This window comes from Nonomuraea sp. NPDC050680, assembly GCF_040654555.1.
In the GTDB taxonomy this organism is placed as follows: domain Bacteria; phylum Actinomycetota; class Actinomycetes; order Streptosporangiales; family Streptosporangiaceae; genus Nonomuraea.
Window position 1 is genome coordinate 58,301 of record NZ_JBFAIF010000027.1, and the last position, 17,599, is coordinate 75,899.

Sequence of the window (17,599 nt, forward strand, 5' to 3'; positions counted from 1 at the left end):
AGTGTCCGAGACCCCGTACCCGCCCGGTGCCCGGATCCTCGTCCGGGACGCAGAGTGGATCGTCCGCACCTGCGCGCCCCTGACCTACACCCAGGGGTTCAAGGTAACGGCCATCGGATCGTCGGAGTTCGTCCGCGACGAGGACGGTGTCTTCTTCACCGACGTCGAAGACATCGAACTGATGCGTCCCGAGGACACCATCCTGGAGCAGGACAGGACGGATCACTTCGCGGCCGGACGGTTGTTCCTGGAGGCGGTCCTCCGCAGGACTCCTCTCCCGCAGACCGAGAAGGGGCTGGCTCTGTCCGACAGGTTCCTTCTGGACTCGTTGCCCTACCAGTTGCGCCCGGCGGAGCTGGCGCTGAGGGGATTGCGTCCGCGTATCCTGCTCGCCGACGTCGTCGGACTGGGCAAGACCCTGGAGATCGGTCTCATCCTCGCCGAACTGATCAGGCGAGGACGGGGTGAGCGCATCCTGGTCGTTACCCCGCAGCAGGTTTTGGAACAGTTCCAGCACGAACTGTGGACCCGCTTCTCCATCCCGTTGGTCCGTCTCGACTCGATCGGCGTCGAACGGATCCAGCGTGAGATCCCCGCGGGCCGCAATCCGTTCACCTATTACAAGCGCGCCATCATCTCGGTCGACACTCTGAAGAACGAGGGCAAGTACGGCCAGCACCTGGAGAAGCTCCATTGGGACGCGGTCGTCATCGACGAGTCGCACAACTTGATGGGGGAGACCACCGCGCGTAACAGGTTGGCCAGGCTCCTATCCCGGCGGACTGACGCCCTTCTGCTGGCCAGCGCCACCCCGCACAACGGCGACAGTAAGTCCTTCGCCGAGTTGATTCGCATGCTGGACCCGGCGGCCATTGCCAACGACGAGCGTTACTCGGCGGAGGACATCGAACATCTCTACATCCGGCGCACCAAGATCAGTCCCGAGGTTCGCGACCGCATGGGCAGCAGGTGGCCCGAGCGTGGTCCGTCGATCCCCGTCAGATGTGCGGCGAGCCCCACCGAGGAGCGGATCTTCAACGAGTTCCGCGAAGTTTGGCTGGCCGGAGATCAGCGCGAAGGCGGCCCCGTCGTCGATCAGAAGCACCGGCTCTTCCCTTACACCCTGCTCAAGTCGTTCCTCTCCTCCCATGTGGCTCTCGCTGCGACGGTCGTCAACCGAGTGCGATCGATCGATGCGGAGGACAAAAAGGCGGCCAAGCAGAAGGTCGCGCTTCGCGTCAAGCGGGATCAGGACCCCCTGGTGGAGCTGGGCAATCTGGTCAACGAACCGCCGGTCGCGCGCGGCCGGGAGCGTGATGCGCTGCTGAGTCTCGGCCGGCTGGTCTTGGAGATGACCGACGACGACTCAGCCAAGTTGACCGCGCTGACCGGGCAGCTCGCGGACATCGGCGTAGTCCCCGGCAGCGCCATCCGAGTCGTGGTCTTCTCCGAGAGCGTCCCCACGCTGGAATGGCTCAAGCGGGTACTACCCGAAAGGCTCGGCCTGACCGAGCCAGGTGCCATCGAGATCATGCATGGCGGATTCTCCGACACCGCGCAGCAGGAGATCGTCGAACGCTTCTCGCTGAGTGACAGCAAGGTCCGTGTGCTGCTCACCGGCGACGTCGCGTCCGAGGGTGTCAACCTCCACAAGCAGTGCCATCACCTGATCCACTACGACGTGCCGTGGAGCCTCATCCGCATCGAGCAGCGCAACGGCCGTATCGACCGCTATCGCCAGAAGCACAGCCCCCAGTTCAAGGCACTGATCTTGACGTCCAGCGTGGAGGATCCCCGGGAGGCGAAGGACGACCGTCTGGTTGCGGAGAAACTGCTCGCCAAGGAAGAGTCCGCGCATCACAGCCTGGGCACGGCTGAGGCGGTCACCGGCGAGTACCGGGCCGAGCGCGAGGAACGGCGACTCATTCAGGACCTGCTCGCGGGTAAGACAGTCGAGGAATCGATTGAGGCGCACCCTGCGGGTGGCTTCCTGGCTGGGCTGCTCGCGGGTGTGGGCGACGAGCCCGCCAACCCCGACCCGCTGCTCGCCACGGCACCGAAGCTGTTCGACAGCACCGAGGAGTTCGTCAAGGAGTCCATCAAGGAGTTGAAGCTGCTCGGGGATCTCGAAGACGACGGTGAGATGTTCGCCTTTACACCGCCGAAGGACCTGATCCACCGGCTGTCCGCGCTGCCCGCCTCCTACCTGCGAACGCATGACATCAAGGAACGGATGAAGGTCACGTTCAACCGCGGCCTTGCGGAACGCAAGCTCGAAGAGGCCCGCAACAGCAAGACCATGTGGCCGGACATCGCCTACTTGTCCGACATGCATCCCCTGGTCGACTGGCTCACCGACAAGGTCCTGGTCCAACTCGGCCGCCAGAAGGCCCCTGTCATGATGGCCGACGTCACCGAGTCGACCTTCCTTATCCAGGGCATCTACTCCAACAAGCTGGGCCAGCCCACGGTCGTCGAGTGGATGGCCGTCACCGGCTCCGCTGTCCAGGACGTTGACATGGTCGAGGTTCTGAGGCGCGCTGGAGTCGGACCACGGATGATCAATCCGGATCGCCCAGTGGATCTCGAGCCGTTGCAGGAACTGGTCAAGCCTGCCGTCGACATCGCGCGCGTTCATCTGGAAAAGCGGCGCGCACATTACGACGCGGAGGTTGTCCGTCCGCTGGAGCTCTACCGCGAACGGCTCACCGACTGGGAGCAGCTCACCCTGGACGGAGCGCGCACCAAAGCCCAGGCCGATCGCGCCCGCCGTACGGCCGACGAGCAGCGACGTCTTCTCGATTCCATGCAGACCACCGGTGAGCCGTTGCTGCGGATCCTCGCCGTATTGATTCCCCGGGGTGGGCACCAGTGAGCTTCGACTCGATCGTCAACCGCGGCGACTACTTCTCGGCGCACTACCTGGCCGAGATTCTGCCCAAGGATCTGAAGAAGAAGGACGGCCTGCTCGCCCGGTGGGCCGAGGAGGAGAAGGCCGGCCGTACGACTCCGCGTAGAGGGCTGCGTGCGCTGAGCAAGCCCTACTTCGCCGACCGGCCGTTCTTCTCGGAGTTCGACGTACGGCTCCGCGAAGGCGAACCCGTCAACCCCGATGACGTGGCCGAGTGGCGCAAAGAGCTGAACGAACTGCACGGCGACATCCTCCGCGCGCTCGGCTACGAGGCGAAGCCCCGCGAGCTGACGGTCGAACGGGCGGGCCGGGAGCACACTGTCCACGTCGCCCACGCTGACCGGCACCTGGCCGCTATCGAATGCGGCTGGGCCTCCACTGTTGAGGCCGCCATCGCCGGCGAACTCCTCGCCCCAGTCCAGCTCGACACCCGGGAACAGATCACCGCGGCGACGAAGCTCGCCTCGTGGCTGCTCAACAGCGACATCGGGCTGCGCTACGTGCTCATCCTCGCCGGGGGGGTGGTCATCCTCGCCGACCGGGCGACCTGGGGTGATGGCCGTTACTTGGCCGTCAACCTCGACGTGGCGCTGAGCCGGAACAACCAGGCGGAGCTGGATCTCATTGCGGCGCTCTTCGGCGCGGACTCGCTGCGGCCTCCGGAGGAGGGCGGTTCCGACCGGCTCACCGAGCTTCTGTCCAACTCCCGCCAGCACGCAGTCGGCGTGGACAGGGAACTACGCAGAGGCATTCAGACGTCCGTCGAGCTGATCGCCAATGAGGTGCTCAACCGGATTCGCCAGGCGAAGCGGCCCTCCGAGAACGGCATGGTCCCGGTCCAGCCCGAGGACATCATGGAGCCCGGAGCCCTCGCCAAGGAGCTGGGCCGTGAGGCGCTGCGCTACCTCTACCGGATCTTGTTCCTCCTCTACGCCGAGGCCCGGCCGGAGCTGGGCATCCTCCCCACCGACGACGAGGACTACGGCAAGGGCTACAGCCTGGCCCGGCTCGGCGATCTCGTGGTGCGTGACCTGGTGGGGGAGGAGGCCAAGCGGTCTTTCCACCTGTACGAGTCGCTGGACCTGCTCTTTCGCATGGTCAACAAGGGCCACCGGGCACGGGCCGGGACTGTAGAAGAAACCTCGGAACTGGAAGGGCTGCGCTTCGAACCGCTGCGCTCCGACCTGTTCGAACCGTCGAAGACCAAGCTGATCGGCCGGGACGCGATCCTGGTCCCCGGCTGCAGCAAGTACGACCCGGACGCGCCGAGGATCGACACCCGGTTGCGCAACGAAGTCCTCTACCGGGTCCTGCGTAACCTCATGTTGACCAAGGGCAAGAAGAACGAGCGCGGAGGCTTCATCTCCTACGCCCAGCTCGGCATCAACCAGCTCGGCGCGGTGTACGAGGGACTGATGTCCTACACCGGGTTCATCTCCACCGAGGAGCTCTACGAGGTCGCGAAGAAAGGCGATGACCAGGGCGGCACCTGGACCATCCCGGCGTCGAAGATCGACGACTACCCCGATGACGTCAAGGTCTACGACGCCGATACCGGCGGGCTCAAGCATCATGCGAAGGGCGCATTCGTCTACCGCCTCGCCGGCCGCGACCGGCAGACCAGCGCCTCCTACTACACCCCCGAATCGCTGACCCAAGCCACGGTCGAGCTGGCCCTCAAGCATCGCCTGGATCAGGGCGGCGTGACCACCACGGCCCAGGAAATTCTCGGCTGGAAGATCTGCGAGCCTGCCCTCGGCTCGGGCGCCTTCCTCAACGAGGCGATCAACCAGGTGGCCACCGAGTACCTGAAGAGGCGCCAGCGCGAACTGGGTGTGGACATCGACCCGGAACGGTACGAGGAGGAGTGGCAGAAGGCCAAGGCGTACATCGCTCTGCACAACTCCTACGGCGTCGACCTCAACGAGACCGCGATCGAGCTGGCCGAGGTCTCCCTCTGGCTCAACGTCATGTACCCCGGGCTCCAGGCACCCTGGTTTGGGCTGCACCTGCGGCGGGGCAACTCGCTCATCGGCGCGGGACGCCGCCTGTACGGCCCGGCGGCGCTGACCACAGGGGAGTGGCTCAAGACCGCCCCTGAGGATCTGCCCTTCTCCGCGGGAGAGCTGCCGGAAGGGAAAGTCCATCACTTCCTGCTGCCCGCCGAGGGATGGGGAGCCGTCGCGGGGGCCACGGAGGCGAAGGAACTTGCTCCCGACCAGGCCAAGCAGCTCGCGGCCTGGGGGAAGAAGGTCCGGGGCAAGGTCTCCGAGAAGCGGAGGCAGAGGCAGAAGCTCACACAGTTGCAGCGGCTCCAGGCGTTGTCCAGGCGCGCTGAATACCTGTGGGGCCTGGTCGTCCAACGCTTGAGCATCTCCGAGCGGGAGATCAGCCGCAAGATCGACGTCTGGGGCGCGGACTGGATCGAGCAACCCGCCGACGCGGTCACCAAGGAGAAGGTCTACGGCGATCTGGTCGCACCCGGCACGCCGTACTGGCGGTTGAAGACTGTCATGGACGCCGGGTGCGCTCTGTGGTTCTGGCCGCTGGACCGTGTCGGCCTGCTCGACGGTTCCGACGACGTTTATGTGCGGCTGGCGCCGGCGATCCCTGCTGCAGCCGAGAGCCTTCCGGAGTCCGTCGACGTGCGACTTCCGGACATCGAGGAGTCGATCGGGTTTCGGTTCGAGGCCCAGGAGCCGCTGTTCCCTGTGGGGGACGAGCAGCTCGGCTTGGACGGGCTCGCTCAGGAGATCAAGGAATCCAGGACGAACCGTCCGAAGCCCGCACGCAAGCGCCCGGCCCTTGAACCACTCCGGCCGGTCATCCCGCTCGCCGACCTCGACGACTGGCTGGACTTCGCCGAGGCGGTGCTCGGCCGGGTAGACATCGACTACGGCGAGACGGGAGCCCAGCAGGGTTTCGCGACGACGTTCACGACGCTCGACGAGATGGAGCACCACGAGGACGACATCGTTGGCTGGATGAGAATGGAGTCCCCGGACAAGATCGCCGAGAGATTCCCATGGCTGCATACCGTCGAGGTGATTGCGAAGGAACAGGGATTCTTCCATTGGGAGCTCCAGTTCGCGCAGATCTTCAACCGAGGCGGCTTTGACTTGCAGGTCGGTAACCCGCCATGGGTGCGTCCGCGTTGGGACGAGCCGGGAGTGCTGGCCGAGTTCGAACCGTGGTTCAAACTTGAGGAGAAGGCATCCGCTGCGGATAAAGAGCGGCGGCGGGCAGCACTCCTCTCGCGGTCTTCGGCCCACCAGTATGTGCTTGGAGAGCTGACAAATATCAGCGGACAGGTTGCTGTGTTCGGGTCACAGCAGGCGTACCCGCTGCTGGCTGGGACCCAGCCCGACTTGTACAGGGCGTTCATGTGCCAGGTCTGGGCGCATGCCAGTCCCGCGGGAACGACCGGTTTGGTACATCCCGACACGCACTTCACCGGTGACAAGGAAGGGGCTCTCCGGGAGGCCGCCTATCAGAGGCTTCGCATCCATGGCGACTTTGTAAACTCCGGCCAGCGGTTCTTTCCCCGGCCTGTGGGAGATACCGCTCACTTTGGGGTTCACATCTACGGCCGCTCTAGAGAGATTGGCTTCGACCACCTCTCGTGGCTGGTGTCTACTGATGCCTTGCGGCTTTCCGGTGATCATGATGGCTCGGGCGAGATTCCGGGGATCCGATACCGAAATGCTGAGTTCGATGAAAGGCCGCATCGAACTCGCGTTATCAGAGTCGACGCAGATTTGCTCTCTGTATGGCGGCGGCTTCTCGATGATGAGAGCCAGCCCTTGCGGCAAGCGCGTCTCCTTTTTCCTGTGAGTACTGCGGAGGCCTCAGCCATCTCAGCGTTGGCTGACTATCCGTTGCGGCTCGGCTCCTTCGGGCCTCAGGTCACACGCGGTTACGAAGAAAGTGGCGCAAAGAATGAGCATTTGATCGACTATAATCGTCCTGATGCAGCCACGGGCAAAGAATTTCAGCCCACCTCGTGGCGGAGGGTGATCCTTAAGGGTACTCAGCTGAGCGTGGCGACCCCGGTGTTCAAGCGCCACGACGCCAACAGCAACGACCCGTATGGGGTGGACCTGGTCACCCTTTCTGCCGATTTTGTTCCGGATACAGCGTATGTGCGCGTGGAGGGCCGCACTCTGGCCTACCTCGCGGCGCAGGACCGCTGGATTAATCACTCGGCTCTGGCTCGTCTGCGCTCCGACCTGAAGGCGATCACCTGCGCGCGTAGGCATCTCGTGAACATTGAGGGCATTTCCGAAGAAGATGTCGATCCGCAAAGGATTGATAAGCTCCTCGAAGGGAGAGCGCGGCGCAGATATACAGCATTCACCCGTCTGGCATGGCGACGCATGATCGCGCCCAATACGGAACGAGCCTTGTATTCAGCGCTTATTCCTCCTGGCGCTTCCCACATTCATGCCGTAAACAGTCTTGCGATGCCACAAGATCGCTTCACGGCTCTTGTTGCTGGGTTCTGGGCTTCGCTCCCAGTGGACTACTTCCTCCGCACAACTGGTCGAAGTGATCTCTTGGCGAAGGGGGCCCGGGCTATGCCCTCTCCAACTTCTGACCACCCTCTGGCGTCCAGCTTGCTCCTTCGCACGCTCCGGCTGAACTGCCTCACCCGCGCCTACGCTGACTTCTGGGGCAAGCTATTCGATCCGGTCTGGGCTAGCCATGAAGCCTGGGCCTGTGAATGGCCCGGCCTGCAGCCGCTTCACGAGGTCACCGCCGACTGGCAGGCCTCAACACCACTGCGAACCGAACGCGCCCGGCGCTCGGCGTTGGTTGAGATCGATGCCCTGGTTGCGGTCTGGCTAGGTATGGATGCCGATGCCTTGATCGCCGCATACCGGGGTCGATTCCCCGTGCTCCAGAAATACGAGGCGGTGACATGGTTCGACGCCGACGGCTACAAGCTCGCTGGGAACGCCCGTACGATTGGCCAGCGCCAAACCAAGGAGACCTGGGCCCAGTTCGCGGCATACCAGGAAGCGCCGGAAACTGCCCCCGTGCCCGACGGCTATACCGCGCCCTTCTACAAGGCCGATCGGGAGGCCGAATACCGCCAAGCCCACGCCGTCTTCTCCGAGCGGCTCCGCCGGGCGCAAGCCGTACAGGAAAAGGACGGTGAGGTGTGAAGCCGACGCTCGCCGCTGACGAGCTCCAGCGGAATCTGACCCAGTACCTCACCACGACCTTCGCCCTCGCCGAGAAACCCGTCAGGGAGGCCCTGGAGCGGTTCCTCAACCACCCCGAGCAAGGCATCTTCCGCGGGCCGTACCTGCGGATCCGTACCCCGTTCCAAACAGCTGAGCCCGGCTGGGACGACTGCCTGGAGTGGAAGCCGCCAGGGGAGTGGACCCCGTACCGGCACCAGGCGAAAGCGTTCCGGCGGCTCAGTACGCTCCGCAAGGCCGCCGAGCCGACACTGATCACGACCGGCACCGGCTCTGGCAAGACCGAGTCGTTCCTCGTCCCCATTCTCGATCACTGCCGCAGGGAGAAGCGCCGGGAGCAGTACGGGGTGAAGGCCGTGCTGCTCTACCCCATGAATGCCCTGGCCACCGACCAGGCCCATCGGCTCAACGACTATCTCAGCCTGCCTGACCTGCAGGACGTCACCGCCGCCCTCTACATCGGCGACACCCCTGAGGTCGGCTACAAGCACGTGATGACCCGGCGCGAGGAGATCCGCCGCAACCCGCCGGACATCCTCATCACTAACTACAAGATGCTCGACCTACTCCTCCAGCGAGTCGACGACCTTCCTCTGTGGAGGGACGTCAACCTGGCGTACGTGGTGGTCGACGAGTTCCACACCTACGACGGCGCGCAGGGCACCGACGTGGCCATGCTGCTGCGCCGCCTAGCCGCGGCCAGCGGGCACTCCCGGCCGGGGAAACCCCTCGGCGACATCTGTCCGGTCGCCACCTCCGCGACCCTGGGCGAGAGCAACGGCGGGGGCCTCATCCGCCGAGCCGCCGAGCAGGTCTTCGGCGCGCCGTTCTCCGAGGACTCCGTGATCGGTGAGGACCGTCTCACCGCTGAGGAGTTCATCGGTGAGATCGATGTGACGCTGCCCCTGCCCGACCCGCAGGACCTGGCGTTGCTCGGTGACCCGCTGCGTGATCCCGGCGCGATGGATCAGATCGCCGCCGCCGTCACTGGCAGAAATGGCCTCAGCTCGCAGGAGCTGGGCAGGATCCTCAAGACGCACATCCTCACGCAGGCCGTGCTCGACCTGCTCAGCGGCGGCCCGGCGACGCTGGAGGAGATGCTCGAACTCCTGCCGCGCCGAGGCGCCTACAACTGGGGTCAGGCCATTCGCAAGTCTCCCGCCCAGGCCGTGACCGCACTGGCCCGTTTCATCGCGCTGCTGTCGGCGGCGAAGAACCCCGACGATCCCCAGCGGTCGCTCCTGCACATCGAGACGCACATCTGGGTGCGCGCGGTATCGCGACTGCTGCGCCTGGTCGACCATCGCCCGGCCTTCGCATGGGTGGGCGAGCTGCCGGTCCTGGACGCTGACTCGACGTTCAACGTGCTCGGCAAGAACCTTTTGCCGTCGGTCTACTGCCGTCACTGTGGCCGCTCAGGCTGGGCCGCATTCTCCCCTGAAAGAGACCCCGCCGAGCTGATCTCCAGCCCGGACAAGATCTACCAGGCCGCCGTGGGGTCGGAGAAGAAACGCGTCCGTCCGCTGCTGGTCGCCACCCGGAGCGAGGTCGACGGCAGGACACCGGGCGTGATGGTGTTCACCGGCGACCGGGTACGCCCCCTCGATCCCGCCAAGGACACCTTCGGCCAGGGCGACGACGTCTTCGTCCTAGCCGACCTGCGCACTCAAACCGAGGCCAACCGCGCCGCCGAAGCCGACCGCTGCCCGGCCTGCAACATGGACCAGGGCATCCGCTTCCTCGGTGCGGGCCTGGCGTCGCTCGCCTCGGTGACCATTACTCAGCTGTTCGCCGGCAACCAGCTCGACCAGAAGCAGCGCAAAACCCTGCTGTTCAACGACTCCGTCCAGGACGCGGCCCACCGCGCGGGATTCGTCGCCAACCGCTCCTACGCCTTCTCGCTGCGCCGTCTCCTCGCCTCACGACTCGACACCGAGACACCGACACTGCTCAACGACCTGGTCGCCGACCTGATCGCCGCGGCCAGCGAGCTCGACGTGCTCCCGTCGGTGGTCCCGCCCGACCTGCACGACCGTGACGAGATCGACGCCATTCTGTCAGGCGAGACTAGTGGTTCCGCACCGGCGTGGGACCTCATCGGGGAACGCCTGGCGTTTGCCGCCGTCATGGAAATGGGACTGCGCTCACGGCAGGGGCGTACTCTCGAACTCACCCACACAGCCGCCGCCGACGTCGTGCTGCCCGACCCCGAGAGGCTCACCGCGCTCGCCCGCGACAAGCACCTGGAGGTGCAGGGACTGGTCGAGATCGCCGCCGACGACCGCTACCTGGCCTACCTCCGGGGACTGCTGGAACGGCTCCGCACCCGCGGCGCGATCAAGCACGTCTGGCTTGACCGGTGGATCGGCGTGGCCGGGACCAAACGCTACACGGCGATCTGGGGGAAGCGTCCAGAAGGTATGCCTGCCTTCCCCCGCGGCCTGTCAGCCCCTATGTTCCTGCTCGACCGGAAGAAGACCGGTTCCGAGTTCGACCGCATCGACGCCGAGCAGGGTTGGTACCAGGACTGGACGAAGCGCTGCCTCGGTCTCGGCAAGGGCACGGCGGGTGACTACCTGGCCCGGATCCTGCCCGTGCTGGCCGCCGAAGGCGTCGTGTCAGCGCGTACCGCCGACGATGGCTCCACCCGCGTTTACGGCCTGCAGCCCGGCCACGTCCAGGTGAGACTGCTGGACAACGCGCAGGCCGACCAGGCGAGTGTCGCTTGTGACACCTGTGCCTGGGAGCAGACCGTCCATCCCGACCTCATCGACGGCTGGCACGGTCACCCCTGCCCCCGCTACCGCTGCACCGGCAGTCTCACCCAGCGGACCGACACCGACTACCGGCGCGACTACTACCGGCAGCTCTACCTCGGCCGCGAAGGCGCCTTCCGCGTCGTCACCGCCGAGCACACCGGGGCACTTAGCCGTAAGCAACGCGAACAGGTGGAGCAACGCTTCCGCGACGGCGACCGCTACAACGACCCCAACGTGTTGGCCTGCACCCCGACCCTGGAGCTGGGCATCGACATCGGCGACCTGTCCGCCGTCGTCCTCGCCTCGCTCCCGCCCGGCCCCGCCAACTACGTGCAGCGGGTCGGCCGGGCAGGACGTCGCACCGGCAACGCGTTCCTGGTCACCCTGGTCGGCCGCGCTCCCCGCGACCTTTACTTCCTCGGCGAACCTCGCGACATGATAGCGGGCGAGATCATCCCGCCTGGCAGTTACCTCAAGGCGGTGGAAATCCTCCGCCGGCAGTACGTCGCCCACCTGGTAGACCTGTGCGCCCGCGGACGTCTCCAGGGCGCGGCACCGCTGCCCCAGCGGGCCTCCGCACTGTTCGGCGACACCGGCTGGCTGGAGGCGTTCTCGGCGGCCGCTCTGCGTGACGGGTCCACCCTCGTGGCGGAATTCCTCGCCCTGTTCGACGCGACGGTCTCCGAGAGTGCCGCCGCCGCGGAGCTCCGCGAGTTCGCCATCAGAGGGCTTGCCCAGGACATCAAGGAAGCGGCGCTGACCTGGGACGAGCGCCTGGCCGATCTCCGTGACCGGCTGGCGGCCATCGACGCGGCAATCGGACCCCTCGTGGAGTCCGACCCCATCCAGCGGGCTCAGAGACGTGCGCTGGGGGCCGAACACCGAGGCATCGCCAAACGTATCAGCGAGATCGGCAGAGAGAACGCCCAAGGCGCCCTCGTCGAGCTCGGGCTGTTGCCCAACTACTCGCTGATCGACTCCACGACCAGCCTGGAGGCCACCCTCACGTGGGAGGACGAATCACCGAATGCCGCCGCTCGGTACCACAGCGAGGTGCGTGAATACCCACGTCCGGCCCGGCTCGCGCTCACCGAACTCGCCCCCGGCAACTCCTTCTACATACAGGGCTACCAGCACCAGGTCACCGGCCTGGACATAGGGACCCCAGCCCGTCCCGCTTGGCAACACTGGCGGGTCTGTCCTGACTGCGGCTACGTGCGCACCACGCTGGCGGCCGAGGACACCAGCCCGTGCTCACGCTGCGGCAACCAGGCGATTGGTGACCGCGAATGCCTGTACGGCGTGCTCCGCCCGACCCGCGTCACCTCCTATGACCGCAGGGACGACGCGCAGATCCGCGACGACCACGACGACCGGCAGCGCCGGTATTACGAACAGGCAGTCGCGGTCGACATCGAATCCGCCGACATCGAGGCCGACTCCTGGCGTCATGCCAAGACCACCTTCGGCGTCGACTTCACCCGCAAGGCGATCATCCGCCGGTTCAACCTGGGCACCACCCGCCACGACCGGCCCGCCACCGGCAGGTTCGCGGGGGAGGACGTCCGGCTCAACCCCTTCTACACCTGCCCGGCCTGCGGCGGCACGACTTGGGACGGGCCTCCGGACATGGTCGCCACTGTCGGGCCGGTAGCCTCCTCGTTCGCCGACCCCTCCCGCAAGCACCATCGGCAATGGTGCCCCTACCGGCGGGCCTCCGAAGACGTCGAGCACGTCAAGCTGATCCTCGCCCACGAACTGGAGACCGAGGCGCTGCGCATCCTGCTGCCCGTCGCCACGCTGCTGATTGAGGAGCGGATGGCCTCGTTCGAGGCCGCGCTGATGGCAGGCGTCGCAGCCTGCTACGGCGGTGACCCCTCCCATCTCGCCATCGTCACAGCCACCATGCCCGACCCGGACACCGGACGGCAGCGACGTTTCCTCGTTCTGCACGACACCCTTCCGCGAGGCACCGGCTACCTCCAACGCTTGTCCGATCATGAGGAGTTCCACCAGGTGCTGACGGCGGCGTTGGACATCGTCGCCACCTGCGTCTGCGCCACAGACCCGAGCAAGGCGGCCTGCCACAGGTGCCTGCTATCGCACGTGCCCGGCAGCAAGTACGACAAGGTCAGCAGGGCCGAGGCGTTGGCCATGCTGAAGGATCTGCTGGAGGACTGGGGGACCAAGCCCGTCGCCACCACTGACGCGATCTCGTTGTGGGACCAGGTGGAAAGCGAGCTGGAAGCCCGGTTCCTGGGAGGCCTGGAAGCGTGGGCACGCCAGGCGGACACTCCCGGCACGCTCGCTCGCGCCGGCCACGTCAACCGCAAAAGGGTCGCCGACCTGCGCATCGAGGGCCCCGACGGGGCGATCGTGCACTGGCAGATGATCCTGCAGAACACCATCAGGGAAACTCGCCCAGATGTGCTGTTCCGCCGCCTTGACGACGCTCCTCTGGAGGTCGCGGTCTACCTCGACGGCTACAGCTACCACGCCGCGCCGGACAAGAACCGCCTTGCGGGCGATGCCGCGAAGCGGGCCATGCTGCGCGCGCACGGGCGCGTCGTCTTCCAGCTGACGTGGGACGATATTGACGAATGGGAACGGCGTGGCTTCGGACCCGTCCCGGCAGGCGAACCGCTCCGAGCCCCCTACCAGGGGAACGCCCGGACCGCCGCACGGCAGACCTACCAGCAGTTCAGCCCCGGACGCGACCCCGACGAACTGGCCCGCACCATGTGGACCAACCCCGTCGACACGTTGCTGGCGTTCCTCGGCGACCCCGACATGGAACTGTGGCTCAGACGTGCGGAAGCCGTGACAGCCGGCCTCCTGCGCCTGGCGCAGGCGCCATCAGTCAGCGGGCCCGAAGGCGTCCCGGAACGGCTGACCGCCGCGCTGCGTGGTGAACCACTGCCTGCTTCGCTTCCCGGCAAGCTGGCCATTATGAGGGCCTCGGACAGCGACGGCTGCCTCGTCGCGGTGGTGGTCGACCAGCGATCCGGATACGCCTGGACGGCGTTCGCGGTCATCGACGACACCACGGGGACGATTGTCGCGGATGAGGCAGCGCACAGGAAACGCTGGGCTGCATGGCTGTATTGGGGCAACATCCTGCAGTTCCTTGACGCGGGTGCCGGGGACGGCGGCCAGCTCGCGCTCACGGGACTGGACGGATTCGATCCCTCCCTGCTCGCGTCGGCGGGCGGTGTGGGCCTCCTGTCTGCGTTGAGTCTGCTGCCGCTGGACGAGGACCTCCAGGATGACGACGGCACCCAGGAGAGCACGTCCGGCACTCGGACCACGCCGGTGCAGTGGAAATCCGAGGCCGCGCCTGCCGTACCGAAGGAGAGCGACACGGGCTGGGAGAAGGTCTACGACCTGCTCGACCCGGAGGAGCCTGGCCTGGCTGAGTTCGTGCGTCTCCTTGCGGATCTCGGGGTGCCCGCTCCTGCCGTCGATGATGTCGGATTCGAACTGGGTGACCAGGCGTGGCAGGCGGAAATCGCTTGGCCAGGCGTGAAGGTGGGCATCGTCCTCGCCGGCGACGACGACGAGGCGCGCAAGCGGAACGCGGCATACGTGGACGCGGGATGGGACGTACGCGATGTACAGGGCTGGACTCCGCAGGAGCTGGCGGACCGGATCGGAGGACGGTGACCGTGCAGGGCGAAGCCACACTGCGACTGCTCGACAAGACTGATCAGGAGATCCGCAAACTGCCTAGGACCATCCGAGGGCCGATCTACGACTTTCAGCACAGGTTCCGTCGGAACCCGGCCGACCCGGAACTGCAGCTCACCCCGCTCACCGGCCGCCCGCGACTGCTCACTGCGCAGGTCAACGACGACTATGGGGCGATACTCCTCCACGCAGGGGAAACCGACTACATCCTGGTGGCGGTCAAGCCCCACCGAGACCTCGGCGAGAATCTCGATCGCTTCGCCTACCAGATCAACCCGGTCACCGGCGGCATCGAATTCGCTGACCTGGGCGAGATCGGACAGCGGATCGGCGAGGCTCACGCTGGAATGTTCGCTGCCTTTGCCCCGCAGCAACTCCTGCGGCTAGGCGTGGCTGAGCCACTGCTTGACCTGATCACGAGGATCTCGACCGAGGACGAACTCAATAGCCTGGTCGAACGCGCTCCGCAGCTCACTGGGGAGGTCTTGCGAGCGCTGCACGAGGGCAGAAGCTTCGAAGAGGTCCTGGAGCAGGTCACCACGCCGGTCTCCGTCGAAGAGCCCGTTGACGCCGACGACTACCAGACCGCCCTGAGTCGTCCTGCCACCCAAGTCACCACCAGCGACACCGAACTCCAAGAGGTCCTGGAGGGTGATTTCGGACGATGGCGGGTCTTCCTGCACCCCGCCCAGCGCAAGGTCGTGGAACGGGATTACAGCGGTCCAGCCCGGGTCAGCGGAGGCCCTGGCACTGGCAAGACCATCGTCGCTCTCCACCGCGTCCGGCACCTGGTCGAGCGGCTCGGTCCTGGCGACCGCAAGGACATCCTGCTCACCACGTTCAACAAGAACCTCGCGGCCGACCTGCGGCAGCGCCTGCTGGACCTGGTCGGACCCGAAGTTGTCAAACGAGTCGAGATCGTCAACATCGACAAACTGGCCACTCAGATCGTCGCCGAAGCCGAACCGGGTGGGCGACGGCGCTGGATCGACGACACCAAAGCGCTGCAGGAATGGCAGGATCTGCTCACCGAAGTGGGCGAGACACACTGGGACGCTGAGTTCCTGCACGCCGAGTGGTCCCACGTGATCCTCGGGCAGGCCATCGTCTCCCGATCCGACTACTTCCGGGCCCGTCGCGCTGGCCGAGGACGGACCATCAGCAGGGAAGCCCGTGCCGCCATATGGCAACTGGTCGAACGCTACGTCAAGCGGCTCGACGAAAAGGACGTGTGGACCTACAGGCAGGTCGCCGAGCGGGCCGCCCGCCTGGAGATCGAACGTGCCAGCCGGAACGCCTCTTACGAAGCCGACCAGCTCAGCTCGATCAAGCTGCAGCGGGAGTCCGGCATCTGGCATCGCCCGCGCTACCGGCACATCGTCGTCGACGAGGCACAGGACCTCAGCGCGGCTCACTGGAAAATGCTGCGGGCGATGGTGCCCGAAGGAAAAAACGATCTGTTCATCGCGGGCGACACCCACCAGCGCATCTACGGCAACTACGTGTCCCTGGGCAGCCTCGGTATCAACATCCGCGGACGCTCGTCGAAGCTGACGCTCAGCTATCGGGTCACCGCCGAAATCCTGCACGCTGCGATCGCCTTGCTGGGCCAAGAGGAATGGGATGATCTCGACGACGGCCAGGAAGACCTGCGCGGATACCGATCTGTGCTGCATGGGCTGAACCCCGAACTCCGGCGCGCCACCACCTGGGACGCCGAACTGGACGGGGTGGTCGACCGAGTCCGTGAATGGAACGACGTGTCGCTCTCGTCGATCGCGATCTGCGTCCCGGAACGGGACATGGTGGCCGATGTCGAGCAACGCCTTGGCAAGGCAGGCATCATCGCGGCGGCGATCGGACCAGACGGACCCAAGCTCCACGACGCGGTCCACGTCGGTACCATGCATCGGTTCAAGGGGCTGGAATACCAGCGGATGATCATCGCTGGCGTGTCCGAAGGACTCGTGCCCTCGCAGTGGGCAGCTCAGTATGAGGACAGCGACCCGCTGCGCTACCGGCGTGAACTACAGCGCGCCCGGTCCTTGCTGTTCGTCGCCGCTACCCGGGCTCGCGACACCTTGGCGATCTCCTGGCATGGGCGGAAGAGCAGGTTCCTGCCATGAAAACCATCGCCGACCGCTACACGCTGACCACCCCTGTGGCTCGGGGAGGGATGGGTATCGTCTGGCAGGCGACAGATCTGCGGCTGAACCGCCAGGTGGCGGTCAAGCTCATTGACGAGAACGACCTTGCCGACCGGAACGACGCCACCCGTCGCTTCTACCGCGAAGCCCGGATCACCGCGCGGCTACGACACCCCGGCGTTCCGGTGGTTTACGACTTCGGTAGCGACGGCGGCGAACTCTTCATGGTCATGGAGTACGTCGAAGGTCACATGGTCGCCGACCTGATCGCCGAACACCATCCACTACCGGTGCCGTGGACGGCTCTGATCGCTGCTCAGGTCTGCGCCGTGCTCACCGCCGCGCACGAGGCCGAACTGATTCACCGCGACATCAAACCAGACAATCTCGTGATGTGCCCCAACGCCACTGTGAAGGTCATCGACTTCGGGGTGGCCACATCCTTCGGAGCCAGCGAATTCTCCCAGATCACTCAGGCGGGTCAGATACCCGGTTCGGCCCGCTACACGGCGCCCGAGCTTTTCGACGGAGCACAGGCCAGCCGTTCCACCGATCTCTACACGATCGGGTGCCTGCTCTACGAACTGCTCGCCGGGGTTCGGCCGTATGCGTCCAAGGATTTGATGACCGAGATCAACCGAAGCAGGTTCGAGGACCCGCCCGCGATCGGACGTGACGATGTTCCCCGGGACATGGGAGGGCTGACGTTGCGGCTGCTCGACAAGTCCGCCGACCGGCGCCCCTCCAGCGCGATCGAGGTCTTCGACGTCCTGAAAACGTTCGTCAGACAGCCTCCTCCCATACCCGGATTGGTCGACCGCGACCTCTCCAACGACCCGGTCCACATGTACGCCGCGGTCATTCAGCACGTCAGCAAGTGAACTTGGG

General features: G+C 65.7%; 5 protein-coding genes. All 5 read left to right on the forward strand.

The window, feature by feature from the left end; genetic code table 11:
* Position 1 precedes the first annotated feature (1 nt).
* From AB0H88_RS46480 to AB0H88_RS46500, 5 genes are read left to right on the forward strand one after another with little or no spacing between them, the layout of a single operon-like run.
* Complete coding sequence (locus AB0H88_RS46480) at positions 2–2,875, forward strand: DEAD/DEAH box helicase (RefSeq protein WP_357655779.1); 2,874 nt, start codon at positions 2–4, stop codon at positions 2,873–2,875.
* Positions 2,872–8,079 carry a class I SAM-dependent DNA methyltransferase gene (locus AB0H88_RS46485; protein WP_357655781.1) on the forward strand — a complete coding sequence of 1,736 codons (5,208 nt, stop codon included), beginning with the start codon at positions 2,872–2,874 and terminating at the stop codon, positions 8,077–8,079. Before AB0H88_RS46480 ends, AB0H88_RS46485 begins: the two co-directional genes overlap by 4 nt.
* Positions 8,076–14,540 carry a DEAD/DEAH box helicase gene (locus AB0H88_RS46490; RefSeq protein WP_357655784.1) on the forward strand — a complete coding sequence of 2,155 codons (6,465 nt, stop codon included), beginning with the start codon at positions 8,076–8,078 and terminating at the stop codon, positions 14,538–14,540. Before AB0H88_RS46485 ends, AB0H88_RS46490 begins: the two co-directional genes overlap by 4 nt.
* The gene (locus AB0H88_RS46495; RefSeq protein WP_357655786.1) at positions 14,537–16,690 is read left to right on the forward strand and encodes a UvrD-helicase domain-containing protein; all 2,154 of its coding nucleotides are present in this window, start codon (positions 14,537–14,539) and stop codon (positions 16,688–16,690) included. Before AB0H88_RS46490 ends, AB0H88_RS46495 begins: the two co-directional genes overlap by 4 nt.
* Complete coding sequence (locus AB0H88_RS46500) at positions 16,687–17,592, forward strand: serine/threonine-protein kinase (RefSeq protein ID WP_357655789.1); 906 nt, start codon at positions 16,687–16,689, stop codon at positions 17,590–17,592. The genes AB0H88_RS46495 and AB0H88_RS46500 overlap by 4 nt, the downstream gene beginning before the upstream one ends.
* The last annotated feature ends 7 nt before the right edge of the window (positions 17,593–17,599 follow it).

Bases quoted from the DNA above. Each gene is read 5' to 3' on its own strand.
- AB0H88_RS46500 (WP_357655789.1), top strand. From the start codon at position 16,687: ATGAAAACCATCGCCGACCGCTACACGCTGACCACCCCTGTGGCTCGG.